The organism is Paenibacillus sp. FSL H7-0756, assembly GCF_038006765.1.
In the GTDB taxonomy this organism is placed as follows: Bacteria; Bacillota; Bacilli; order Paenibacillales; family Paenibacillaceae; genus Paenibacillus_AQ.
Genome location: NZ_JBBOVT010000002.1, coordinates 902,371 through 926,352, shown reverse-complemented (window position 1 = coordinate 926,352; position 23,982 = coordinate 902,371). Strand labels below are relative to the sequence as shown.

The window sequence follows — 23,982 nt, the reverse complement described above, 5'->3', positions numbered from 1 at the left end:
CGTAATGAAACATAAAAGTTATTATGGACACCTAAAGTCTTTGTTTGAGCTACTTATCAATGAAGGCCGGCAAAACGGATATCAAAAGGAGAGTGAGAAGATGGATGTATTTAAAAGTTAGTATGAAATGATCCCATGTGCGGGAATCGAATATAGGTACATAACACTTCTTTTTTTCAGTCTATCAAAGACATTGTATACCTATAAAGTCTGTGGTATGAAATTTTAACTTTAGGAGTGGATAATATGCAAGCAGCGACAGAAGTACAGCCTAATGTGGTGCAAAAATATAAAGTTATACCGATCATGACAGCCTTACTAATAAGCGGATTTATTGGGATGTTTAACGAGACAGCTTTAAACGTGGTGCTCAGCGATTTAATCGACCAGTTTCATATCACCGCCGCAACGGCCCAATGGCTGACGACGGGTTACTTACTGACCCTCGGCATATTGGTTCCGGTATCCGGGGTGTTACTCCAATGGTTTTCAACCAGACAATTGTTCACGGCTTCGCTCCTATTGGATTTATTCGGCACAGCGGTAGCGAGCGTTTCCCCGGGATTTGAGTTACTCATGATTGCACGGGTCATTCAAGCTGCGGGCGTAGCGCTTATTCTGCCGCTGATGTTTCACACAGTGCTGGTTATAGTTCCACCTGAGAGGAGGGGGACGACCTACGGGCTGATCGGGCTTGTTCTTGTGGTTGCTCCTGCTGTCGGACCTACCCTTTCCGGTCTGTTGATCGAGCAGCTTAGCTGGAACTGGATTTTCGGATTGACTCTTCCGGTTTTGGCCTTTTCTCTTCTGTTTGGAATACGCTATATGCAAAATATAACGACGATTACCAAGCCGAAAATAGATGTTTATTCGCTCATCTTATCCACGCTTGGTTTCGGCGGAATTGTATTTGCTTTTAGCAGCGCCGGAGAAGGAGGACTAGGAGCGCCCAAGGTCGTGATACCGATGATTGTCGGCCTATTGGCGATTGTAATATTTGCGGTACGGCAATTGCGAATGAAGCAGCCGATGATGGATTTGAGGGCATTCAAACAGCCCATGTTCACGTTTGGCATTGTTATGCTTATGATTGCCGTAATAGTGATGATGTCAGCCATGATTATGCTGCCTTTGTATTTGATCAGAGGTCTCGGGCTAAACACTTTTTCTGCCGGACTTGTTTTGTTGACCGGGGGGGATTGTGAACGCGATTACACAACCGGTTATGGGTAGAATATTCGATAAATTTGGGCCGAGATGGGTTGTTCCCGTTGGTATGGCCTTGATATGCGTGGTGCTCTGGTTTCTCTCAGGAATTACGACAACGACAAGCTTAACCCAAATCATTGTGCTGCATACCTTCTTGATGATCGGGATCTCCATGGTCTGGATGCCTTCACAGGCGAATGGTCTGAACCAATTGCCTCCTTCGCTTTACCCGCATGGTAGTGCAATTATGAATACGTTACAGCAGGTTGCGGGTGCGATCGGCACAGCGGTTGCCGTAAGTATCATGTCCGTAGGCATGAGCAATATTCTGAAGCAAACGGCGGACCTGGCGGACCCAGCTCATACCGCGCTTGCTTTGACAGCAGGTGTACAGCATGTGTTTGATTTTGCGATTGTTATTGCGATTATAGGTTTCGTCATCTCTCTTTTCTTGCGACGTGTTCACATAACGGAGCAGAAGTAGCCGATTGTATATGCTCCATATGTTTGATACGATAGATAAGCTTCAAGATGGAAGCCCAAACACTCTCGTGAGTCACGGCTAGCCCATTCTGAATAGAGTATCTTATTATCACACACAAATGGGGACAACAGCATGACGAAGATATTCAGACATAAGGGTTATTTTATCGGAGTGCATATTGTATTGTGTATTTCCTTGTTCTCCACACTGTACGCGTATTCTCCGGTCATCCGGGTGAAGGTGAAGGAAATTATCGAGCCGGCGGACAAAGTCTATACGATTGCCCATCGCGGCGCGTCCGGTTATGCTCCTGAGAATACGATACCGGCCTTCGAGCTGGCGCATGAGATGGGTGCGGACTCGATTGAGCTCGATATCCATTTGACCAAGGACCTGATTCCTGTCGTGATACATGACGAGACGGTTAACCGTACCACGAGCGGCAAAGGCTTTGTGAAGAATATGACCCTGGAGCAGATCAAACAGCTCGATGCAGGCACCTGGTTCAATCAGGCGTTCCCGATGTTCGCCAGGGATCTATACGCAGGGCTTACCGTTCCCACTCTGGAAGAAGTATTTGAGATGTTCGGCAAGGACATGAACTATGTTATCGAAATCAAGGAGCCTGCCCCGAAGTTCGGAATAGAAGCGATCCTGAATGAAACGGTATTGAAATATGATCTTGCCAAAAGGGTATCCGTCCACTCCTTCAGCGCAGCCAGTCTGCGGAAGCTTCATGCGATCAACCCGGATATTCCGCTTTTTCAGCTGGTCTGGAATGATTATGCGGCTACGAGGGTAACTCAGTCCTATCTGGATACCGTGAAGACCTATGCCGTAGGCATCAGCCCCAATTTCCAGGGCATCAGCGCAGCTTATGTAGCCCAGGTGAAGAGGGCCGGACTGAAGATTATCCCGTACACGGTGAACTACCAGCTCAATATGGATAAAGCCTACTCCTGGGGAGTGGACGGAGTGCACACGAACTATCCCGACCGCTTCCTTGAAGTGATTGCCGCCAACAGGGCAAATGCCAAATGGTAGGAGCAGAGGATGGGGGAACAGAGCCGCTCATTTACTATAAAAAGTCCAGAAAAAGGGTCCAGTTCTTGTCCGTGTAGCCGGACAAAGACTGGACCCTTAACGTTGTGCTTAAAATGAGCTTAATATGATATTCCGCAGCTTGCGTGTAATGGGCAGGGTACCGGAGTCCTTCTTTTGGATCATGAACAGGATGGTCAGGCCTTCCAGCGGACAATTGGCAAAGTAAGCTCCCAGCCAGCCGTCCCAGCCGTATTCTCCCAGGCTGCCGAGTCCTCCGGCTTGACCCGGATCGGTCAGGACGCGCATCTGATTGCCGTAGCTGTAGCCTTGCAGCGAATGCCAGGGATTGAAGCCTTGCTGCTGCCAGCTGGTCAAGCTGGCCGAGGTCATAAACTGAACGGTGCGGGGCTTCAGCAGCTGCACCCCGTTCAAGCTGCCTTGATTCATCAGCATGGTGGTGAATTTGGCGGCATCCTCAATCGTTGAGACCAGCCCGGCTCCGCCTGCTTCATAAGCCGCCTCCCGGTCCATATGATGGTTAACGCCAAGGTGACTCTCCGAGAACGGTGTCAATCCGCCTTCACCGTCATCCTGGTAGACGCATGCCAGCCGGCTCCTCTTGTCTTCGGGCAGCCAAAAGCCGGTATCATTCATTTGCAGCGGACTGAAGATCTCCTGTTGCAGGAATTCGCCGTACCGCATGCCGCTGACGACTTCAACTATTGCACCGAGAACATCCGCAGAGGTTCCATACTGCCAGGAGGACCCCGGTTCGAACGCCAGCGGACCCTCCCCCAGCCGGTTAGCGAATTCCAGGGTGCCCATCGGGTTCGTGCCAAGCAGGCGGCTGTTCAGTTCCTGGTACAACGCCTCCGTATACTGACCCGCCAAGTCTTCTCCGCCGTAGACCAGACCTGAGGTCATGTTCAGCAGGTCGTTAATATCAACCTCACGGCTTACGGGCACAAGCTCGCCGTTCTTTCCTACCTTCTGATTCTTGAATCCGGGTATGTACTGGCTAACCGGATCGAACAGGTCAATCTCCCCGCGCTCCAGGAGCAGCATAACGGCTGCGGCAGTAACCGGCTTCGTCATCGAGTATAGGCGGAAGATCGAATCTCTGGACATCTTGCGCCCAGCCTCAATATCGGCAAAGCCGTCTTCGTGATACCAGCTTTCTTGTCCATTTTGAATCACCATGAAGTTCGCACCGGCAATTTCCTTATTGGTAATACTTGCGCTTATCGCTTTGGTGATTAGACGGGTAGTGTTTGAATCCAGCATCTCCAGGTCTCCTTTGATATTTTCACATAGAGAATATTATACGTCTTTCAGAGTGAAATGTAAGCGCATTTCAGTGAAAAAATTGAATAAGTATAGGTTTTCGTTGCTTTGCTTAATTCAATGTTACCTCCCTGGTCATCTATACTAACAGAGAGACTATCACGGGGAGGTAATATTTTGAAACAGAGAACAAGATGGCTTGCGGCGGTTCTTACTTTTACAATGCTAATCATGTCGCTGACTGCACTTGGATTACCGGCACAAGCTGGAGCGGTTCCTATTCCGCAATCCTTCGCCAAGGGCGCAGATGTCAGCTGGCTGCCGCAAATGGAAGCTGAGGGTTACAAATTCTATAACGATCAGGGAGACGAAGCGGACCTGCTCCAGATTCTGAAGGATCACGGCATTGATTCCATACGCCTCCGGGCCTTCGTCGATCCATCCGATGATCCGATTAACGGGCATAACAGCACCGAAGAGATGGTTCAGCTGGCCTCGCGTGTAAGCGCTCTCGGGTTCCGGGTGATGGTCGATCTGCACTACAGTGATTCCTGGGCCGATCCCGGGAAGCAGGTTACTCCGGCAGCCTGGGCCAGCGATAATCTGGAGCAGCTGAAGGCGCATGTCTCGGAGTATACCACAGAGGTGATGCAGGCGCTGAAGACCGCGGGGGTAACCCCCGAATGGGTGCAGATTGGCAATGAGATTAATAACGGTATGATGCATCCGCTGGGCAGCTATAGCAATACGGCGAATCTGGTGGAATTGATCCAGGCGGGATCACATGCGGCCAAGGCGGTTTTTCCTGAGACCAAAATCATTATTCACAGAGCCAACGGAGCAGATAGCGGTGTAGATCCTTTCTATGCCGGTCTGGTCGAAGCAGGGCTTAAGGACAGTGATTATGACATCATCGGGTTATCCTATTACCCGGATTCTATCTACACTTCTTCTATTAATGAACTATCCTCCAACATGAATCTTCTGGCTGCAAAATACGGCAAGGAGGTTATGGTCGTCGAGGTGGGCGGCGATGTCAGCAAGAGTGCAGATAATGTGTATAACATGCTGGTTGCTGTGCAGAATGGCGTGAAGGCTGTACCTGGCGGCCAGGGAACAGGCGTGTTCTATTGGGCACCCGAGGGAGTCTATTTCGGCTATGGACTGTCTGCCTGGAATCCGGACGGAAAGCCTTCCTTCGCGATGGATGCTTTTATTGAAGGTGCTTCTGCAATCAACCGGGTGCCGGTTCAGTCGGTAAAAGTAGAGAAGCAGACCGCTATCCTTGAAGTAGGCGGAACCGGCAGCGTCAAGGCAACGATCAGCCCGGGAAATGCAACCTATAAGGGGCTGACCTTCACCAGCTCTGATGAAGCCATCGTCAAGGTAGACAAGTATAAAGGAACGATCTCCGGGCTTGCTGCCGGGACCTCTACCGTAACAGCGGTTACGTATGACGGCGGATTCACAGATTCAACTGAGATTACAGTCTCGCCAAGCACCAGCTTCATTCAGAATCCAGGCTTCGAGGACGGGCTGAATGGCTGGACCGTAAGCGGCGACAGCACAGCGGTTAATGTGGAGTCAGATGCCCATTCCGGTTCGGCTGCACTGCACTACTGGAGCTCAGGGGCTGCGGAATTCCAAATCTCCCAGACGGTCACCGGACTTGAGAATGGTACCTATCAGTTATCTGCTTGGGTCTCGGGTAACGGCGGGGAAGAGACGGCAGAAATTTTTGCGGGCAATCAGAAGCAGCCGTTCGTCAACACAGGCTGGCAGCAGTGGAGTAATCCAACCATTGATACCGTTGAAGTTACAGATGGAACGCTGACACTAGGCGCTAATCTGAAATATGCGGGAGATAAGTGGGGGAATATTGATGACTTCAAGCTGGTCAAAAAAGCCGGAGCCGTCAGCACCAATAATCTCACAGTGAACGGCGCGAAGTCCGACTGGTATCTGAGCGGCACCAAGCCCGCTACCTTCGGTGACAGCAATGCTTCAGGCGGCTTCGATTACGGGGATGACAAGCCAGTTAACTTCAGCCTTACTCATGAAATTAATGGACTGGAGCCGGGAACCTATACCCTCCAGGCCAAAATCTTCGGGGACAAGGGCGAGCCTTCTCCCGGTTCGGTGATGTATGTGATCTCCGAGGGGCAGACGTATTCAGTACCGGTTACCTATTCAGGCAGTGCCTGGCTGAAGCCCCGGACTCTGACGCTGAAGCATGTGCACATCGGGGAAGACGGAAGTGCATCGCTGGGCTTCAAGGTCATCACAGACTCGGATAATCATTACGGCTACCTGCAAGAGGTGACCTTCGTGCGTAATAGCACAACTGCACCTGAGGTTCCTAGCGAACCAAGTGAGCCAAGTGAACCCAATGAGCCGAGTGAACCAAGCGAACCTGTAACACCTCCAACAACAGAGCCGGTAACACCTCCGGGAACAGAACCTGTAACACCCCCGGTCACAGAGCCGGTGACACCTCCGGCAACGGAGCCGGTGATACCTACGGAAGAGAATCCTGCGCCAAGTGCGGAAGCCAGTCCGGCACCAAGCCCGGCTACGGCACCAGGAACGGGCTCCGGTTCAGGCTGGACAGCTCCGCTGGCAACAGCCCAAGCGTCAGCTGCACCGCAGGCCACGCCGCAGCCGGAGATTCTGACTGTAACGGAGCCGAAGGTGAATGCCCAGAACCAGATTGTGATTCCAATGGCCGAAGGGCAGAGCGAAGTAAGGATTCCTACTGATGCCACAGCCCTTACAGGAGTAGCCACCCTGAAGGTTGAAGGCAAGACAGTAGCTGTAGAGATTCCAGGCAAGGTTGTTGAGCAGCTTCAAGCGTTGGCTGGAAGCTCAGCGAATGGCAGCATGATCTCCGTCGGAGTAACTCCATGGTCTGCGGAGCAAAAAGCAGCCTGGACTCTGCAGGCGAAAACCAAGAGTGAAGCTGAACTGAGAACAGCCGGAGAAATGTTCAATCTGAGTCTGTCTATGCTGAATCAGCAAGGAGTTAAGACTCCGCTGGCCTCCTTCGCGGAACCTGTTACGCTTCGCTTGATGCTTCAGGCGAACAGCAATCCGAAGCTGGCTGGTGTGTACGCGGTAGCAGATGACGGGACGATTGAATATGTGGGCGGAACCAGCGAACAGAGCTTGATGACTGTACAGGTGCCGCAATCCGGCAAGTATGCTGTGCTCGAGTATGACAAGACCTTTGCCGATGTGGGACAGGGGCACTGGGCCTATCAGGCGGTTCGTGAATTGGCAGCGAAGCATATTATCTCAGGCAACGGCGGGGACAGCTTCGCGCCGAAGCGGGAAGTAACCCGTGCCGAATTCGTTACGATGCTTGTACGCGCGCTTGGGCTGAAGGCGGAGGGCATGAGTTCGTTCGCTGACGTAACCAGCAGCAAGTGGTATTCGGCCGATGTGACAGCCGCTTATGAAGCGGGAATCGTGAAGGGAGATGCGGCCGGCCGGTTCGCAGCAGAAGCGCCGGTCACGCGCCAAGAGATGGCAGCGCTGCTTGTGCGAGCTTACGAGCTTCGCTCGGGAAGCCCAGTCCCGGCGGATACTTTGCCAGCTTTTGCCGATGCGGCTAAGATTGACAGCTGGGCTAAAGAAGCCGTGAGTGCTGCAAGTTCACTGGGCTTCCTTGCAGGCAGCCCGGACGGGACCTTCAAGCCCCAAGCTTATGCAACTCGCGCGGAGAGTGCGAAAGTGTTGAGCTTGCTGCTGAATCAGTGAGCTGAAGAGTAACAGCATAAGTAATAGTAGAGTAGAGCAGCGATCTTCCTGTAATGGAGCGCTGCTCTTTTTACTGGCATGGGATCGTGCGGTTGCGAAGGAGCAGGCCATATGTAATCGAAAAACCGATCACATTGGGCAGCGGGAAGGCGAACGGGCCGAATGTAGTCGAAAAACCGATCACATTGGGCAGTGGGAAGGCGAACGGGCGCAATGTAATCGAAAAACCGATTACATTGGGCAGTGGGAAGGCGAACGGGCGCAATGTAATCGAAAAACCGATTACATTGGGCAGCAGGAAGGCGAACGGCCGAAATGTAGTCGAAAAACCGATTACATTGGGTCGCGGCGAACGCAACAGTAGGCGGGCCGCGCGCTTCCTAGGTCTGAAACAGATCTACTCTAGCCTGCAGCTCCGCTCTTACTTCCTCCGGAACTTCCTTCATAGTAAGATCATCTCCCAAGAATAACAACCAATTTGTGATTTCCTTCAGCTCCTCCGTGCGGTTCACCTCGACTTCCATTTTCAGAATAGCGGTAGTTTGGTAGGGGTTAGTGTAGGACAGCGTCACCCTGAACGGGTGATATTTCCGGTATTGGGCAATGGCCCGGGCACCGAGCTCCAGGACAAGGTTGTTCTTCACCTGCTGCTTGCTTACCTTCTCTTGGATTTTTTTCGCGCTTAGCCTCTTGGGTTCGGGGGAGGGGATGACATCCGTGAGCTGGTCAACCGGGATGATCCGTTTTCTGGAGGCGTCCAGGTCGAAGGACTCGATGAGCCACAGGCTTTTCTCCTGATAGAGACGCAACAGATACACAGAATAAGACCTGTTCGTTTGTTCCTCCCGACAGGTAATTAGCAAATAACGGTCCGCCAGCAGGAGCCGGATCAGCTTGTCCAGCATAGGGTGGGGGAGGTCGGACAGGTCGAGCAAATCAGGATTGCCCGGATGGGTGCCCTCGAACAGCAGGATCTGATTGAGAAGAACAAGCTCCTCCTGCTGATTCTCTGAGATAAGCCCCAGTAATTTTTCCGTCAGCGACTGGCGGCTCTTAAGATAAGGAAGCTGGCCGTTTCTTGTCGCCATGAAGGCAATGAACAGCGCTTTGACCTCGTTATCCGTGAACCGGACCACCGGAAGGATAGAGTTACGCATGACGGAATACCCGCCATCCCGGCCCACCTCAGCAACCAGCGGCATTCCGAGCGCCTCAATCTCCCGGATATCCCGCTGGGCGGTCGAACGCGAAATATTGAATTCTTGCATGATTTCCGTCAGGGTAAAATGGGCACGATTGTTAATGTACCGCATGATGATGTTGATCCGTTCTACTTTTTTCATCGCGGCTCCTAAACAGGTTCAATTTTTGACATGATTTAAGGTTATCATATACATAGCAGGTGAGGAACACAAATATGAATAAAGGCGGGATATGACAATGGCAGGATATACTATTGAAGAGAAAGACAGCTTTACAGTGATTGGTCTGGGTGTTGATCTTAAGAGTGACTACACGGACTATGCCGGAATTTATAAGGAGAAGATGGATTTTTGGAAGGCAGTCAGTGAAGATGGCAGGCGCGACCTGTTAAAAGGGATTGCGGCGAATGATTATGTGTTTGTCGTGAACGAAGCGGTGAACGGAAAAATGATGCATTATGCCGGGGTAATGGCAAGCGCAGGTGCACAGATTCCGCAGGAAGCACGGGTGATTCAATTTCCGAAGGGAGAATATCTCGTAGTGGCAGGCGAAGGAGCGACAACGGAGGAATTAAGCAATACCGTGACGGGCCTGGCCTTCGGACAAGCTTTGCCGCAAGCTGAAGGATACGCCTACGTGGGCGGGCCGAATACGGCTGTGGAGATGGGCAGCCGGGACGGTTCGCTGTATGGTGAAATGTGGATTCCTGTCGTCAGAAACTAAAGTAATGTAATGGAGGATAACTAACTATGGCATATACAGTTGATTTCAAAGAGGTGTCTGTGCAAGGTCTGGAGTCGTCGCCTGTTGCTGAGGCGCTGGCAGGCCTGCGTGCGAATGAAGCGCGTTATTTCATGAACAAGTATAAGCATGAATTCACAGTCGTTCCGGCCAGTGAAAGCCAGGAGACGCTGGATTACGTGAACGGGATTCTGAGCAAGGAGCGGGGCCTTGAGTTTGCTGCCAAGCCACTCCAAACGTCACAGTTCCAGGTGGAGAATATCCGGTTCGCCTACGTTTTCTATGAGGATGGTCTTGCGCTTAACGTGATGTACACAGTGGATGATCCCAAGAAGCGGGCAGTCGGATTCAAGCTCTCGGAGGGGATGGAGATTCCGAAGGAGCTGGAGGACAAGTTCAAGTTCGCGCGGCAGAAGTCGAAGATTGCCGGTACGATCCGGGGATCGTTTTTTGTGATTAAGGGAGAGTACTAATAAAAATCCCCATAAAGTGAAGATTAAGCTTGGAAGTTTATTCAGGTACTTTGCGGGGGCCCCAAACCATATAAGTTCTTAAAGAGGGGCTGCCAACTGGCAGCCCCTTATGTCTTTCAAATCTCCTCTGCGGTATAAGTCTTCTGGGTGCGGAGGACCGGGAAGAACCGGTACATCCAGAGCACGGTAATAATCAGGGTGCCAACTCCGCCGATCACGGTTGCAGGCACAGCCCCGACCAGCCCGGCCATGGTGCCGGACTCGAATTCTCCAAGCTGGTTCGAGGTGCCGATGAATAACGAATTCACTGCGTTCACCCGGCCCTGCATCTCCTGCGGGGTGTTGACCTGCACCAGTGTCGAGCGGATAACGACACTCACGACATCCGAGCCGCCGATCAGAACCAGCGCGAACAGGGACAGCCAGAAGCTGTGGGAGATGCCGAACAGCATCGTTGCCAGGGCGAAGACGACCAGCGAGGCGAACAGCATCCGGCCGATGGCCCGTTCCACCGAATAGCGGGTCAGGATAAGCGAGACGATGATCGCACCTACCGCCGGGGCGGAGCGCAGCAAGCCAAGACCGAGCGAACCGGTCTTCAGAATATCCTCGGCGAAGATCGGCAGCAGTGCCGTGGCCCCGCCAAGCAGTACAGCGAACAAGTCCAGCGAGATTGTACCCAGGATAATCTTGCGGGCGAAGACAAACCGCAGGCCGCTGAGGAAGGTGTCCATGCTGACCGCGTCCAGCTTCTTGACGAAGTGGACGGTCTTAACGAAGAAAATGAGCACAGTAGATACCATTAGTGCGGCGAGCGAGGCAATGTAGGCGGCAGCCGTACCCCAGACCACGAGGACACCTCCGAGGGACGGGCCGACGATCATCGCCGTCTGCATAGCAGACGCGGACCAGGCTGCTGCCTTCGGGAGCTGCTCCCGATCCACAATGTCCGGCACCAGCGCTGCCGAGGCCGGACTCTCGAAGGTACGGCACGCACCTAGCACTGCTGCGGCTGCCAGCAGGTGGACCGCGCTGAGCCAGCCCTCAATGCTGCCGAGGACAAGCATCAGCACGATGAGGCACTCTGTAAGCTGGCACAGGAACACAATGGTTCGGCGGTCATAGCGGTCTGCCGTCTGTCCGGCAGGCAATGTCAGCAGCAGCATGGGCAGGAATTGGGCCAGCCCGACCAGTCCAAGCTGGTAGGCGCTGCCGGTCAGCGCATACATCTGCCAGCCAATCGCCACCGACAGCATCTGGAAGGCACTGGTGGAGAAGATCCGCGCGATCCATAGGCGCAGGAAGGAGCGGTTATGCAGTACAGACGGGCGTGGAGTTTTCATATCCGGTGTATTCGGTGTATTCAATGGGTGTCATCCTCCAAGCGACCGGGACTCGGTTCAAGTTCGGGGGCTGGCTTCCGCCCGCGCATCTCTGGGTGTTCCTGGAATATTAAGGAGTAATTCCTGCCATAACGCGCCTCCAGCTCCAGGGCGAAATCCTGCTCTACGCGCATCATCACGACATCGTGATAATAAGACGTCTGAAGGACATCCAGCACAGCAGGATGGTTGCTCTCCAGCGCCGAAGCCTGCGAATGGCGGGTGAAGCTGCCCAGAAGCGAGATCTCCTTATCCAGCAGGAGCGAGAAGTTCCGGGCGGTCTTCGGCCCGCCTGCGGGTACGCTATGTACAATGACACGCGACAGCGCTGTAGGGATGTCACCTATCACCATCAGGTGGACGGCAATGCCCCGTTCTTCGGCGGCAAGCAGCGTGTCTTCTATCCGGTACAGATCCTCCGCCCAGATATCTACCAGGATCTCCGAGCAGGCATTGGCAGCAAGCCGCTTTACCGCCAGATCGACCTGTGCGTCCCCCTTCCAGTTGCTGAAGAAGGGAGGTGCGGCAGGCAGGTGGGTCAGCTCGTTCTCCAGCAGGCGGACTGTGCGCTCAAATTCTGCCTGAAGCAGCTTAACGACCTGCCGGACTGGAATTGCAGCGAAGGTAACCGGCTCGCCTTCGATTGTCCGGCAGACTCCTTTATCTGCGAGACTGCGCAGCGCGGCGTATACATTGGACCGGGACACGGACACCTGCTTGGCGACCTCATAGCCCGAGGAGGGAGGCTGGCCGTGCAGCGCCAGATAACAGCGGGCTTCCAGATCGGATAAGCCGAGCTTGCGTAATGCTTCAATCATGAATGAACCGCCTTTCAGTGAGAGTAAGAAATGCTTCGTTGTATGTAGAAGTATTTCAAAATACTACTCCGATCTTAAAGTACTGTCAAGCAGCAATATCCGGCCGGCCGCAGCACCGGAACTCTCACAAAAATGATTACACCCGGGTGAAATCAGGTAATAACCCTTAAGACAGCTTAGGAACAGTCTCGACTATAAACCAATGACAGGATGAGGACTTATGCGAAAAGCAATTCTTACTACCATGCTCATCTCCAGTCTGCTAATGGCTGGCTGCGGCAATAACGAGGCGGCAAATGGCGGTACGGCGGCTACTCCAGAGACCGGACAAGCAGCGACGGCAAGCCCGGAGGTTACATCGGAAGTCACGCCGGAACCGGCAGCAGAGGCTACCGCAGAGCCTGCACCGGAATCTACGGCACAGGCACCAGCGCAGACGGCCGCACCGGAAACCACGCCGAAGGCCAGTGCGGTGGCGGGGGAACCCTTGCGGCAGACCTATTTTGACAAGCTGGATCAGATTGAAGCGGGTCTTGGCGATCTGAAGGCTCTGTCGGACAGCGGTGTAACGGCAGACATGAAGGAGGCGGCCTCCAAGGAGCATGAGCGCTGGGACAAGGCGCTGAATGAAATCTACCAGGCGCTTAAAGTGCAGCTTCCCGAAGCCGATATGGCGAAACTGAAAGAGGAGCAGCTAAGCTGGATCAAGGAACGCGATAAAGCAGCAGAGGAAGCGGCTGCCAAATATAAGGGCGGAACGATGGAGGGGCTGGAGTACGCGGCGACCTTGGCCTCAGTGACGAAGGAACGTTGTTATAAGCTGGTGGAATTGTATATGAAGTAATCAAAGAGCGCAGCGACTCTCTCGTAAGGAGGGCCGTTGCGCTCTTTTTTGACCATTTGAATGGCTGATCCTTCATAAATACCATATATTGGATCCCAGCTTACCCGCTATAAAAGTCGATTCTGGGCTGAAAGTGCTTTTTTTTGAGCAGAATGAATCCCTATTATTTGTTACGCTCCATATGAATGGTGCCAAGAAAGGAGGCGGGAGCGCCAAGCTTAAGCTGGAAGACAACTATGAGAGCATCTGCACAAGTGTCCCCTGGTTTCTAAATTGACTTTAGAAGAATAGGAGGAATGAAGTACATGGGTAGAAAAAAGAGGTCTGTTCAGAAATCATTGCTCGCATTCTTATTATCCTGTCTGCTGGTCCTACCGCTTGCTCTCCCGCCCGCACCGGCACATGCAGCATCTACCGGAAATCTTCCCGCCCGTCAGGCAGAATATCTGGACCGTGGCTTGGTGGCGGTGCTGACCGATGGCGGCGTCTTTGTGAGCTGGAGGTACTTGAATACGGATTCAAATGAAATCGCTTACAATGTTTATAAGAACGGGATGAAGGTGAACCCGGCGCCTATTGTAAACTCCACTAATTACGTAGACACGACGGGGGCGGACAGCTCGCAATATCAGATTTCTACAATTGTTGCCGGGAAGGAGGAAATGCAGCCGGAGCGGGCAGCAGTGTGGCATAACGCCTATCTGCCGATTCCGCTGGATAAGCCTGCCGATGGCCGGACCAAAGACGGGGGGACGTATTCCTATTATGCCGGAGATGCCTCTGTTGGGGATCTGGACGGGGACGGAGAATATGAGATCGTGTTCTTGTGGAGTCCCAGCAATTCGAAGGATAATTCACAAGCTGGCTATACCGGGAACGTCTACATCGATGCTGTCAAAATGGACGGCACCAAGCTCTGGCGGATTGACCTTGGCGTGAACATCCGGGCCGGGGCGCACTATTCGCAGCTGATGGTGTATGACCTGGACGGCAACGGCAAAGCCGAGGTAGTGGTCAAAACGGCAGACGGTACCAAGGACGGACAAGGTACTGTCATTGGAGACGGCACCAAGGATTACCGCAACGACGGAGGTTATATCCTCAGCGGGCCGGAATATCTGACGCTGTTCGACGGCCAGACGGGTGCTGCTGTATCCACCGTGGACTATGATCCGCCAAGAGGCAATGTAAGCGCATGGGGAGACGGATATGGCAACCGTGTCGACCGTTTCCTGGCCGGAATTGCTTATTTGGACGGTGTGAAGCCAAGCGTTGTGATGGCCCGTGGCTATTATACAAGAACAACGCTTACCGCATACGACTACACGAACGGCGCGTTGGTGAAGCGCTGGAACTTCGACACGAACGAAGCTGGCACACAATATGAAGCACAAGGCAATCACAACCTTAGTGTGCTGGATGCAGACGGGGATGGCAGAGATGAGATCATGTACGGTGCGCTGGCAATAGATGATGACGGCACACTGCTCTACAGCACCGGGCTTGGTCACGGAGATGCGATGCATGCCGGGAAGCTCGATCCGAACCGGGAAGGGTATCAGGTCTTCAGTGTTCATGAGCATAAGGATGCTGCCTACGGGCTGGAGATGCGTGATGCGGCAACAGGCGAGATCCTCTGGGGCCAATTCACCGGACAAGATACCGGGCGGGGAATGTCCGCAGATATCGATCCGGAGCATCCCGGCTACGAGTCCTGGGCGTCCACGATTGTGAATGGGCAGATGGACCCGTTATCCCGCGGCTATGAGGCAGACGGTGAAGTGATCTATGAACAGAATGAAGTCCCGCGAAGCGCGAATTTCGCCATCTGGTGGGATGGGGATCTTCAGCGGGAGCTGTTCGACCACGACTGGAATAACACTACAGCAGAGGGCATTCCGCTCATTTACAAATGGGATTACCAGAATAAGCAGCTGAAGGAGATTCTCCGGGCGGCCGGCACACTGACCAATAATCACACCAAAGGCAACCCGGCCCTTCAGGCGGACCTCCTGGGCGATTGGCGCGAGGAACTGCTACTGCGCAGTGAAGACAGCACAGAGTACAGACTCTATACCACTACGATTCCTACAACCTACAGAATTCCAACACTCATGCAAGATCCGGTATACCGGCTGGGGATTGCCTGGCAGAATGTGGCATACAACCAGCCGCCGCATACAGGCTTCTATCTAGGCACGGAGGCCACCGCTTTTCCAAAAGCAAATCTAACACTGGCCGGAGCGCCGCAACCGCTGGAGCAGCTATACCACTTCGGGTTCGGTACGGAGCCGCTAGCCGGAACAACTTCTGTGCAGGCTACGCCTTACACGGAGGGAACGGGATATGGTTTCGAGAGCATCAGCGGAATCACCTTGGGCGCGAGCCACGCTTCCCTGCCGGAGAACACCAAGTTTGCGGTGGACCTGCCGAATGCCAATTACAAGGTGACGCTCAAGCTGGGCAGCGGAGACGGAGACTCGAACGTAGGGGTCAAATCTGAATTTGTGCAAAAGCTGGCCGTCACCCCAATCGCTGCCGGAGCACCGCTGCTCTATTCCTATGACATTGCGGTGGTTGATGGGCAGTTAGAGTTTATTTTCTCCGGCACGGCGGCCGATGTGCAGGAGATTAAGATTGAGAAATACCCGCAGAAGACGCCGGGAACCGGGACAACACTCTATATGGCCGGGGATTCGACGATGCAGTCCTACAGCGGGATGCAGGCTCCGCAGGAAGGCTGGGGCCAGCAATTCGGCAACTATTTCAGCAGCGGAGTCACGATCCGGAATGATGCCATTGGCGGCAGAAGCAGCAAGTCATTCATGGTGGACGGCCGTCTGGATAGTATTCTGCAGCAGATCAAGCCGGGCGATTATTTCTTCATCTCCTTCGGCCATAACGATGCAAGTGCAGGTATCCCTGACCGTTATGCCTCTCCGGCAGATTATGCAGCGTACTTGACCCGATACGTGAGCGGAGCCAAGCAGCGGGGGGCCACTCCGGTTCTGTTAACGCCGGTAGGACGCAGGGACTTCAATACGATCACTCAGGAATTCAACGTAAGCTTCCCTGAATATGTGAAGGCGGCGCAGGAAACGGCGGCCGCACTGAATGTTCCGCTAATCGATCTGAGCCAGCTCAGCATTGCGGAGTATAACCGTGTCGGCCTGGCGGCTACGGAGAAGCTTTTCCTATATGCTAATCCAGGGGAGTATCCGAAGTACCCGAACGGAGTGAGCGATAATACCCATTTCAGCACCTACGGCGCGCAGGTTATTGCCGGTCTGGTGGCGGGCGCAGTGAAGGACATGGACCTAAGTATATCCCCGTTCGTGATTGATCCCGGTATTACCGAGCCTGAGCCAGAGCCGGAGGTGCAGCAATATGCGGAGGACTTCGAGGGTGACCCAGCCGCAGCAAAGTATTCGATGGTGAATGCTACGGGCACTGCCGGAACGATGGCGGGCACGGTTACCGAAGAGAACGGGAACAAGGTATTGTCTGTGACGGGCTCCGGCTCCGGCAACCGCGCCAAGGTGTTCCGCTTATTCGATGCGGTGAACGGCGATATTGTGAATGTTGATTTCAACTGGCATTCCGGCAATGTCGGCGCTGCCCCGTCAGAGGGGCATCTGAGTCTGCAGGATGCGAGTGAGAATATTATTTTCACCCTGTTCACCAAGACCGGAGCGGCAAGCCCGAATACGAACATTCATTATTTTACTGGTCCATATACGCCTGACTACGGTACCGGCACCACTGCCATTCCAGGGGGCGGAACCGCGACGAATATTCCCAAGAATCAGTGGGTGAATGTCAAGCTGAAGATTGATTTTGCCGGAAAAACCCTTGATCTCACCTTAACAAGTCTCGCTAACCCAAGTGTCACCCAGACGATCCGGGATATACCGCTGAGTCCTGGCGTCTATGCCAATAACGTTAGGGGCTTGCGGTTCCTGGGTACGCGAAAAGGAGGAGGTGGCACGCTGAATTGGACCACCCAGATCGACAATGTAACAATTGAAGGTACAAAGCTGCCGGTGGCAGCAGGCGATATGGCGGCGTTGATTGCGCTGCATCAGGAAGTGAAGGCTATCGACCTGGCATCCTACACGGAAGCCTCTGTAGCTGTGGTGCATAGAGCCTTGAGCGCTGCCGAAGCGCTGATCGGAACAACAGCCTCGCAGGCGCAGATCAACCATACGGTGAATATGCTGACCGTTGCACGCGATTCACTGACCAGCGAGGTTGCTGGGGATGTTAGTACGTATTCCTTTGATTTTGGCTCCGGCAGTGCAGCAGACGGCTATACGAAGGTGGATGCCAAACGGGCCTACGTGGAAGGGAACGGCTACGGGTTCGCCGACACCGCGCTGGTACAGGACGAGAACCGGGGAACCGGCAATCCGCTAACCGAGGACTTTACCCGTGTGAACGGCACTTCGTTTCTGGTGGAGATGAAGCCGGCGAATTACCGGGTGACGATGACCATTGGGGATGCGCAAGAAGTAACCCAGACCGGTGTTACGGTGGAACAGATGAACAAACTGCCAGCCACCACCATCCCCTCCGGCCAATTCAAGGAAGTGACCTATGATGTCGCCCTGATTGATGGCGTATTTGACTTCAGCTTCTCCGGAAGTACGCCGAAGATCAACGCGCTGAAGATCGAGCGACTGCCGGAGCAGGGGGCGGCAGATAAGCCAACGCTCTATCTGGCAAGCGATTCCACCGTGGCCAATTATGCGGAGAGCTACCGTCCGCAGGCGGGGTGGGGCGAGACACTGGGCCGTTATTTTGACACCGACAAGATCACCATTGATAACCGGGCAGTCGGCGGACTAAGCAGCAAAACCTTTCTGAACGGCGGATATCTAAACGATATTCTGCTAGGCATTCATGAAGGGGATTATCTGTTCATGCAGTGGTCACATAATGACTCCACGCCTTCCCGGCCGGAACGTTATCTTACCCCGGAGCAATTCAAGGTGTACTTGAAGGATTATATTAACGGCGCTGTGCAGAGAGGTGCGATTCCAGTACTGGTTACCCCAGTGAACCGGAGGGATTTCAGCGGAGAAGTGCTGAACAAGAGCTTCCCGGCATATGTGCAGGCGATGAAGGAAACGGCGCAGGAGACGGGGACGCTGCTGGTGGACCTGAATCAGGCCAGCTGGGCGTATTTTCAGGAGCTGGGTACAGAGGGCACTAAGTCCATCTTCATGTGGACGGGAAGCACGGAGGACAACACCCATCTGCAGATGAACGGTGCGATTAAGGTCTCGGAGCTGGTAGCGGGGCTGGTGAAGGAGCTGAACATTCCGTTGTCGTCATGGGTCACCTTGGGCATACCGCTGGCGGACGGCGCTCCGGGCCAGCCGGTGTTGTCCGATAATAACGGGCATGATACAGGGCTGCGGGACGGCGATTACGCAATTACGATGAATATATGGTGGGGGAATAATGGTACCCGCTTCAAGCTCTTCGAGAACGGCGAAATGATTGAAGAAGGCGCTCTGACAGACCAGTCACCATCCGCCCAGTCGGTGCAGATTGATATTATCGGCAGATCGAATGGAACATACGTTTATACGCTGGAACTGAGCAATGGGTATGGAGCGGTGACCAGCGAACCTTTGACAGTAACAGTCGCTGATGCTGCCCCGGGGCAGGCGGAGTTATCCAACGATAACTGGGACGAAGACGGCAGCTATGCGGTTACGATGAATATGTGGTGGGGTACGAATGCGATGGAATACCGGCTCTACGAGAATGGCGAATTAGTCGATACCCAGACTCTGCAGGCGCATACCCCGGATGCCCAGTCCACAGTCACTGCCATCTCCGGCAAAGCTCCCGGAACCTATGAATATGAAGCCGTCCTGCTCAACGCGGCAGGCGAGTCCAGATCCGCGAAGATGACGGTAACGGTGAACAAGTGAGCGGCTGGCTGAAGAGCGGAAGTTGTGCTTGATGGAGTGAAATATCTACTGGAAAAGCCCGGGAAACCGGGCTTTTTGGGCTTCAAGAGATACATTACATTCATAGCTTGGGAAGAATTTGGCTGGAGGCTAGCCATGAAGTGTATTAATGCTCCTGAATTTACTGAATACGCGTCAATCGAACCAATGAAGTGCATTAATACCCTTGAATTGGGCAAAGGTAGGCGGCGAGTGTAAATGTAGTGTATTAGTACCTCTGAATCCAGTGAACGCAGGCCAGACAGGCAAATGTAGTGTATTTGTGCACCAGAATCTATCTGCTACAGCCCTCAGTTACAGCAATCTTGCAATAGTACAGTAACATTCCTCTTGGCAGCGTGCTATTCTTGGGCCAGCAACACTGGAATCTAGCGTTCAGTAGCACCCAGTAACGATTATCCAGCACACTATTACCAGAAAAGTTGTTAAAAGGGGAGGGATAACAGATAAGTTGTATGCGTTTACATCAGGATTAGTTTAGTCCGTTTATATTTAAAACGACTGATGAGGGAGGCTTAATAAATGAAGCAAATCAAACATTGGATGCTTGCTCTGGCTATGACACTGCTGCTGACGGTAGTGCCTGCGGGGACGGGGAACGCTTCAGCTGTGCTGGAAGAGGTGCCTTTTCCGATGGATTCCAGCAATCAGGCAGGGTGGTGGTCTCCTCTTGCCACTTATGGGCTTGGTTACGAGTATGCCTATATGGCCTATAACGCCCCGGGGGCCATTCCCGGTAAGCATACCGTAGCTATTGCAAGAAGAGACAACGATGGGGTATGGAGCAAGCTTCCGCTCATGGATGGGACAACCCCGGCGGAATATGTGGACGATCTCGGGCATAACCAGCCTTCTATCGCGAGAGACGGGAGCGGCCGGTTCCACGTCTTTGCTTCCATGCACAGCAATCCCTGGCGCTACTACCGCTCAGATTCGGTGGGAGGGATTCCGCAGAATCACTCGGACGAGCTGCCAACAGGCATGACGGTAACCTATCCGGTAGTGACGACTGCTCCGAATGGAGATCTGTATTTGCTGGTGCGTGTTGACAAAGACCCGGCTGGCAAAAGAGAGGCTGTTCTGTTCCGCTGGAACAATGCCGACTCCGTATGGACTCAGGTCAAGACCATTGCGGCGCATCTGAACCGGTCTGTCTACCCGGATGATTTGGTTTTTGACGCAAACGGCGACCTGCATATCTTGTTCGAGTGGGCGTACTTCGCCGCCAGTCCGCTGCGCCACCAGTTGTCCTATATGAAGTACAGCCCGTCCACAGGCGTATTCAGCAAAGCGGACGGAACTCCGGTTACAGCACCGGTCTCCCTGACTACGGCGGATATTGTGCAGCCGATGGCACCAAGCGAAGCCTATGTGCAGAGCGGCAGCGACCCCGGTGGCCCGGGTGTGCAGAGCGCCAAGATGACGCTTGACTCTGAAGGCCGGCCAGTGATTGCTTACCGTTACCGTGAGGAGGGCAGCACAAGCTTTGCTGTGAAGCAGGCCACTTACGGTGCAGGGGGCTGGAACCTCCAGACCGTCTATAACGCTGCTCCCACCAATGCGGCGATCGATGTGACCTGGACCGGGACAGCAGCCAGAATCTATTATGTCCGAAGCAGCGGAACCGATCGTGCGTTCATGGCAGTGAATACCGGCGGGGGCTGGACGGAGAGCTCGCTTGCACCGGGTATCCCGGTTGAACGGCTGGCGGTAGACCGCAGTCCGAAGGGGATTGACATCTTGTATCTGGTGGATGTAACGAATCTGAAGTTGTACTATGGGCGAAATAACTAGGCGGGTGAGGCGAGTTCCATCACATAGCTATCTACCAAGTGGAAAAGGCATTGCCGTCCTTCTAAAGGACGGCACCGTTTTAGAACGAGAAATAGAATTCAAAAAAAGAACCCGGGTGAGTGTCCGGGTTCTTTCATATTGCATCTATACATACACGATGATATAATCAACTGCGACTATTTTTAATTTTTCGAGAACATAAAAAAGGCATCCTATATTTATATCGTAACACGCCGCTACAAGGATGTCAATTTATTTTTCCGCTCGATTTGTTAACGGTTTACAGATTCTACTTCACAAGTTAGGGGAGATAGGGATGCAATCACTGGTTCTAGGGCTTAAGGACATGGACAATGCACCACTGCTGCTGGTTGGCGGGAAGGGGCTGAACCTGGGCAAGCTGTCCCGAATGGAAGGCATACATGTGCCTGAAGGCTTCTGTGTGACGACGGAGGGTTATCAGGAAGCTATCCGGCACAATGAAGCGTATCATGCTTTGCTGGAACGGTTAACGGTGATGCAAGCCAAAGACCATGACCCGGCGCAACTTCTGGACATCAGCAGAGCAATCCGCCAGACGATTGAAGCATCCGAGATTCCAGCCGGAGTTGTGGCCGCAGTAACGGAGCAGCTCTCCCGGTTTGGGGAGGATCAGGCGTATGCGGTGCGCTCCAGTGCCACGGCTGAGGATCTGCCGCAGGCCTCTTTTGCCGGTCAACAGGATACATTCTTAAATATTGTGGGCCTGGACGCCATTCTGGAGCACATCCGCAAATGCTGGGCTTCGCTGTTCACGGACCGTGCAGTGAGCTACCGGATGCAACAGGGCTATGATCACAGCCAGGTCTATTTATCTGTCATTGTGCAGAAAATGGTCTTTCCGCAGGCGTCAGGTATTCTTTTCACCGCCGATCCCGTCACGAATAACCGTAAGCTGCTGTCCATTGATGCCGGGTATGGTCTGGGTGAAGCGCTGGTCTCTGGCATAGTGTCTGCGGATGTCTATAAGGTACGGGATGAGCGCATCGTGGAGCAGCGGATTGCCTCCAAAAAGCTCGCAGTCTACGCCCTGCCGCAAGGCGGTACAGAAGTCCGTCCGCTTGATCCCGTTCAGCAGGAAGCGCAGACACTTACGGAACCGCAAATTATGCAGCTCGCCCGGCTCGGGAGGCAGATTGAGGCCAGCTTCGGGGTTCCGCAGGATATCGAATGGTGCCTCGCTGATGATACCTTCTATATCGTCCAGAGCCGGCCGATTACAACTTTATATCCCATCCCTGATTCCGGTGATCAGGAGAACCGCGCGTATATCTCGGTCGGCCACGGGCAGATGATGACAGACGCGATGAAGCCGCTGGGCTTATCTTTTCACCTGATGGTTACTCCTGCCCCTATGCGTGTGGCCGGTGCCAGACTGTTCGTTGACGTCACCGCGCATTTGGCTTCACCCGCCAGACAGATGATTATCGATACGCTAGGGAAGTCCGATCCGTTGGTCAAAGATGCGCTGCTAACGATCACTCAGCGGGAGGATTTCATCCCCATGTTGCCAGCACCAGAGCCCGCACCCGGCTCCGCGACAATCAAGCCAGGCATACACATTCCCCAAGAGCAGGCACAGCTCAAGTCCGATCCTGCCATCGTTACCGAGCTGATTAAGAATAACGAAGCCTCGGTAGCGGAGCTGAAGCAGGCCATTCAGGGCAAATCCGGCGCTGCACTGTTTGATTTTATCCGGGAGGATATTAAGGAGCTTAAGCGCCTGCTGTTCAATCCGCAGAGTACGGCTGTATTCATGGCTGCAATGGATGCATCAGCGTGGTTAAACGAACATTTAAACGAGTGGCTCGGCGAAATCAACGCAGCAGATACCTTATCGCAATCGGTGGACAACAACATTACCTCAGCCATGGGTCTTGCGCTGCTTGATGTGGCTGATAGGATCCGTCCTTTTCCGCAGGTTATCGATTATTTACAGGAGCATATACAGGACGGGGATTTCCTGGCCGGACTCCTTCCATTAGAAGGCGGGCAAGTTGCCTATGCTGTGCTGACAGACTATCTCGATAAATACGGAATGCGCTGTACGGGAGAGATCGACATTACCCGAACCCGCTGGAGTGAGAACCCGGCGATTCTGATTCCTATGATTCTCAGCAATATCAGGCAGTTTGAACCAGGGGCCGGCAGCCGGAAATTCCAGCAGGGTCTTCAGGAAGCCAGGGAGAAGGAGCAGGAGATTGTTGAACGCTTGCGGTTGTTACCGGATGGCGAAGACAAGGTGCGGGAGACCAGACAACGAATCGAGCTGGTCCGTAATTATATCGGGTACCGTGAATATCCGAAATACGGGATGGTCAGCCGTTACCTGGTATACAAACAGGCGATGATGAAGGAAGCGGAGCGGCTCGTTCAAGCAGGCCTTGTTCATGACAGGGAAGATATCTTCTATCTACAATTCGAGGAACTATATGAGGCCATTCGCACTGGTGTATTCGATGACGAGCTGATTAAGAGACGCAAGAACGAGTTCCAATTAGCCGAAAAGCTTACGCCGCCCCGTGTCATCACATCCGAGGGTGAAATCCTGTCCGGCCGTTATAAACGGGAGGATCTCCCGCCCGGTGCCCTGGCAGGTCTACCTGTCTCTACAGGAATAATCGAAGGACGGGCTAGAGTGATCCTTAATATGGAGGAGGCAGAACTGGAGGAAGGGGATATCCTGGTCACCTCATATACAGACCCCAGCTGGACACCGCTATTCGTCTTCATTAAAGGGCTGGTTACCGAGGTCGGGGGGCTGATGACACACGGGGCCGTAATCGCCCGGGAGTACGGCTTGCCTGCCGTAGTCGGTGTAGAGCAGGCTACCCTGCGGATTCAGGACGGGCAACGCATTCGTGTAAATGGAAGCGCAGGATATGTCGAGCTGCTATAATGTTTCATTAAAGACTATTATTGCG

Annotated in this window: 12 protein-coding genes and 1 pseudogene; 9 read left to right on the top strand and 4 right to left on the bottom strand. The window is 53.4% G+C overall.

Annotated features, from left to right (window positions below; translation table 11 throughout):
- The first annotated feature begins 246 nt into the window (after nt 1-246).
- Both NST04_RS20590 and NST04_RS20585 read left to right on the top strand, forming a co-directional pair.
- A pseudogene (locus tag NST04_RS20590) lies at nt 247-1,693 on the top strand (MDR family MFS transporter).
- Between the two features lie 132 nt (nt 1,694-1,825).
- Nucleotides 1,826-2,737 (top strand): glycerophosphodiester phosphodiesterase, encoded by a 912-nt coding sequence (locus tag NST04_RS20585; protein ID WP_341185910.1) that lies wholly within the window; start codon nt 1,826-1,828, stop codon nt 2,735-2,737.
- 108 nt (nt 2,738-2,845) lie between these two features.
- Here NST04_RS20585 and NST04_RS20580 read toward each other — a convergent pair whose 3' ends face one another.
- Nucleotides 2,846-4,021 carry a serine hydrolase domain-containing protein gene (locus NST04_RS20580; protein ID WP_341185909.1) on the bottom strand — a complete coding sequence of 392 codons (1,176 nt, stop codon included), beginning with the start codon at nt 4,019-4,021 and terminating at the stop codon, nt 2,846-2,848.
- Between the two features lie 177 nt (nt 4,022-4,198).
- On the opposite strand from NST04_RS20580, the gene NST04_RS20575 reads away from it, so the two are divergent.
- Nucleotides 4,199-7,780: a glycosyl hydrolase 53 family protein gene (locus NST04_RS20575; RefSeq protein ID WP_341185908.1), complete on the top strand. Its 3,582-nt coding sequence runs from the start codon at nt 4,199-4,201 to the stop codon at nt 7,778-7,780.
- Nucleotides 7,781-8,160: 380 nt separating this feature from the next.
- Here NST04_RS20575 and NST04_RS20570 read toward each other — a convergent pair whose 3' ends face one another.
- The gene (locus tag NST04_RS20570; protein WP_341185907.1) at nt 8,161-9,123 is read right to left on the bottom strand and encodes a helix-turn-helix transcriptional regulator; all 963 of its coding nucleotides are present in this window, start codon (nt 9,121-9,123) and stop codon (nt 8,161-8,163) included.
- Between the two features lie 97 nt (nt 9,124-9,220).
- Here NST04_RS20570 and NST04_RS20565 point away from each other — a divergent pair, with 97 nt between their 5' ends.
- Nucleotides 9,221-9,706, top strand: coding sequence for a GyrI-like domain-containing protein (locus NST04_RS20565; RefSeq protein WP_341185906.1), 486 nt, complete (start codon nt 9,221-9,223; stop codon nt 9,704-9,706).
- A 26-nt stretch (nt 9,707-9,732) separates the two neighbouring features.
- Nucleotides 9,733-10,197, top strand: a complete 465-nt coding sequence (locus NST04_RS20560) for a phage tail protein (RefSeq protein ID WP_341185905.1) — start codon at nt 9,733-9,735, stop codon at nt 10,195-10,197.
- 116 nt (nt 10,198-10,313) lie between these two features.
- Here NST04_RS20560 and NST04_RS20555 read toward each other — a convergent pair whose 3' ends face one another.
- Nucleotides 10,314-11,564: an MFS transporter gene (locus NST04_RS20555; RefSeq protein WP_341185904.1), complete on the bottom strand. Its 1,251-nt coding sequence runs from the start codon at nt 11,562-11,564 to the stop codon at nt 10,314-10,316.
- Complete coding sequence (locus NST04_RS20550; protein WP_341185903.1) at nt 11,561-12,397, bottom strand: TrmB family transcriptional regulator; 837 nt, start codon at nt 12,395-12,397, stop codon at nt 11,561-11,563. Before NST04_RS20550 ends, NST04_RS20555 begins: the two co-directional genes overlap by 4 nt.
- Nucleotides 12,398-12,617: 220 nt before the next feature.
- Between NST04_RS20550 and NST04_RS20545 the strand changes: the two genes are divergently transcribed.
- From NST04_RS20545 to ppsA, 4 genes are all read left to right on the top strand, one after another.
- Nucleotides 12,618-13,241: a lysozyme inhibitor LprI family protein gene (locus NST04_RS20545; RefSeq protein ID WP_341185902.1), complete on the top strand. Its 624-nt coding sequence runs from the start codon at nt 12,618-12,620 to the stop codon at nt 13,239-13,241.
- 305 nt (nt 13,242-13,546) lie between these two features.
- Nucleotides 13,547-19,186: a rhamnogalacturonan lyase family protein gene (locus NST04_RS20540; protein WP_341185901.1), complete on the top strand. Its 5,640-nt coding sequence runs from the start codon at nt 13,547-13,549 to the stop codon at nt 19,184-19,186.
- 561 nt (nt 19,187-19,747) lie between these two features.
- A complete protein-coding gene (locus NST04_RS20535) occupies nt 19,748-21,019 on the top strand; it encodes a BNR-4 repeat-containing protein (RefSeq protein WP_341185900.1) in 1,272 nt (423 codons plus the stop codon).
- Between the two features lie 316 nt (nt 21,020-21,335).
- The gene (gene ppsA, locus NST04_RS20530) at nt 21,336-23,957 is read left to right on the top strand and encodes a phosphoenolpyruvate synthase (RefSeq protein WP_341185899.1); all 2,622 of its coding nucleotides are present in this window, start codon (nt 21,336-21,338) and stop codon (nt 23,955-23,957) included.
- The last annotated feature ends 25 nt before the right edge of the window (nt 23,958-23,982 follow it).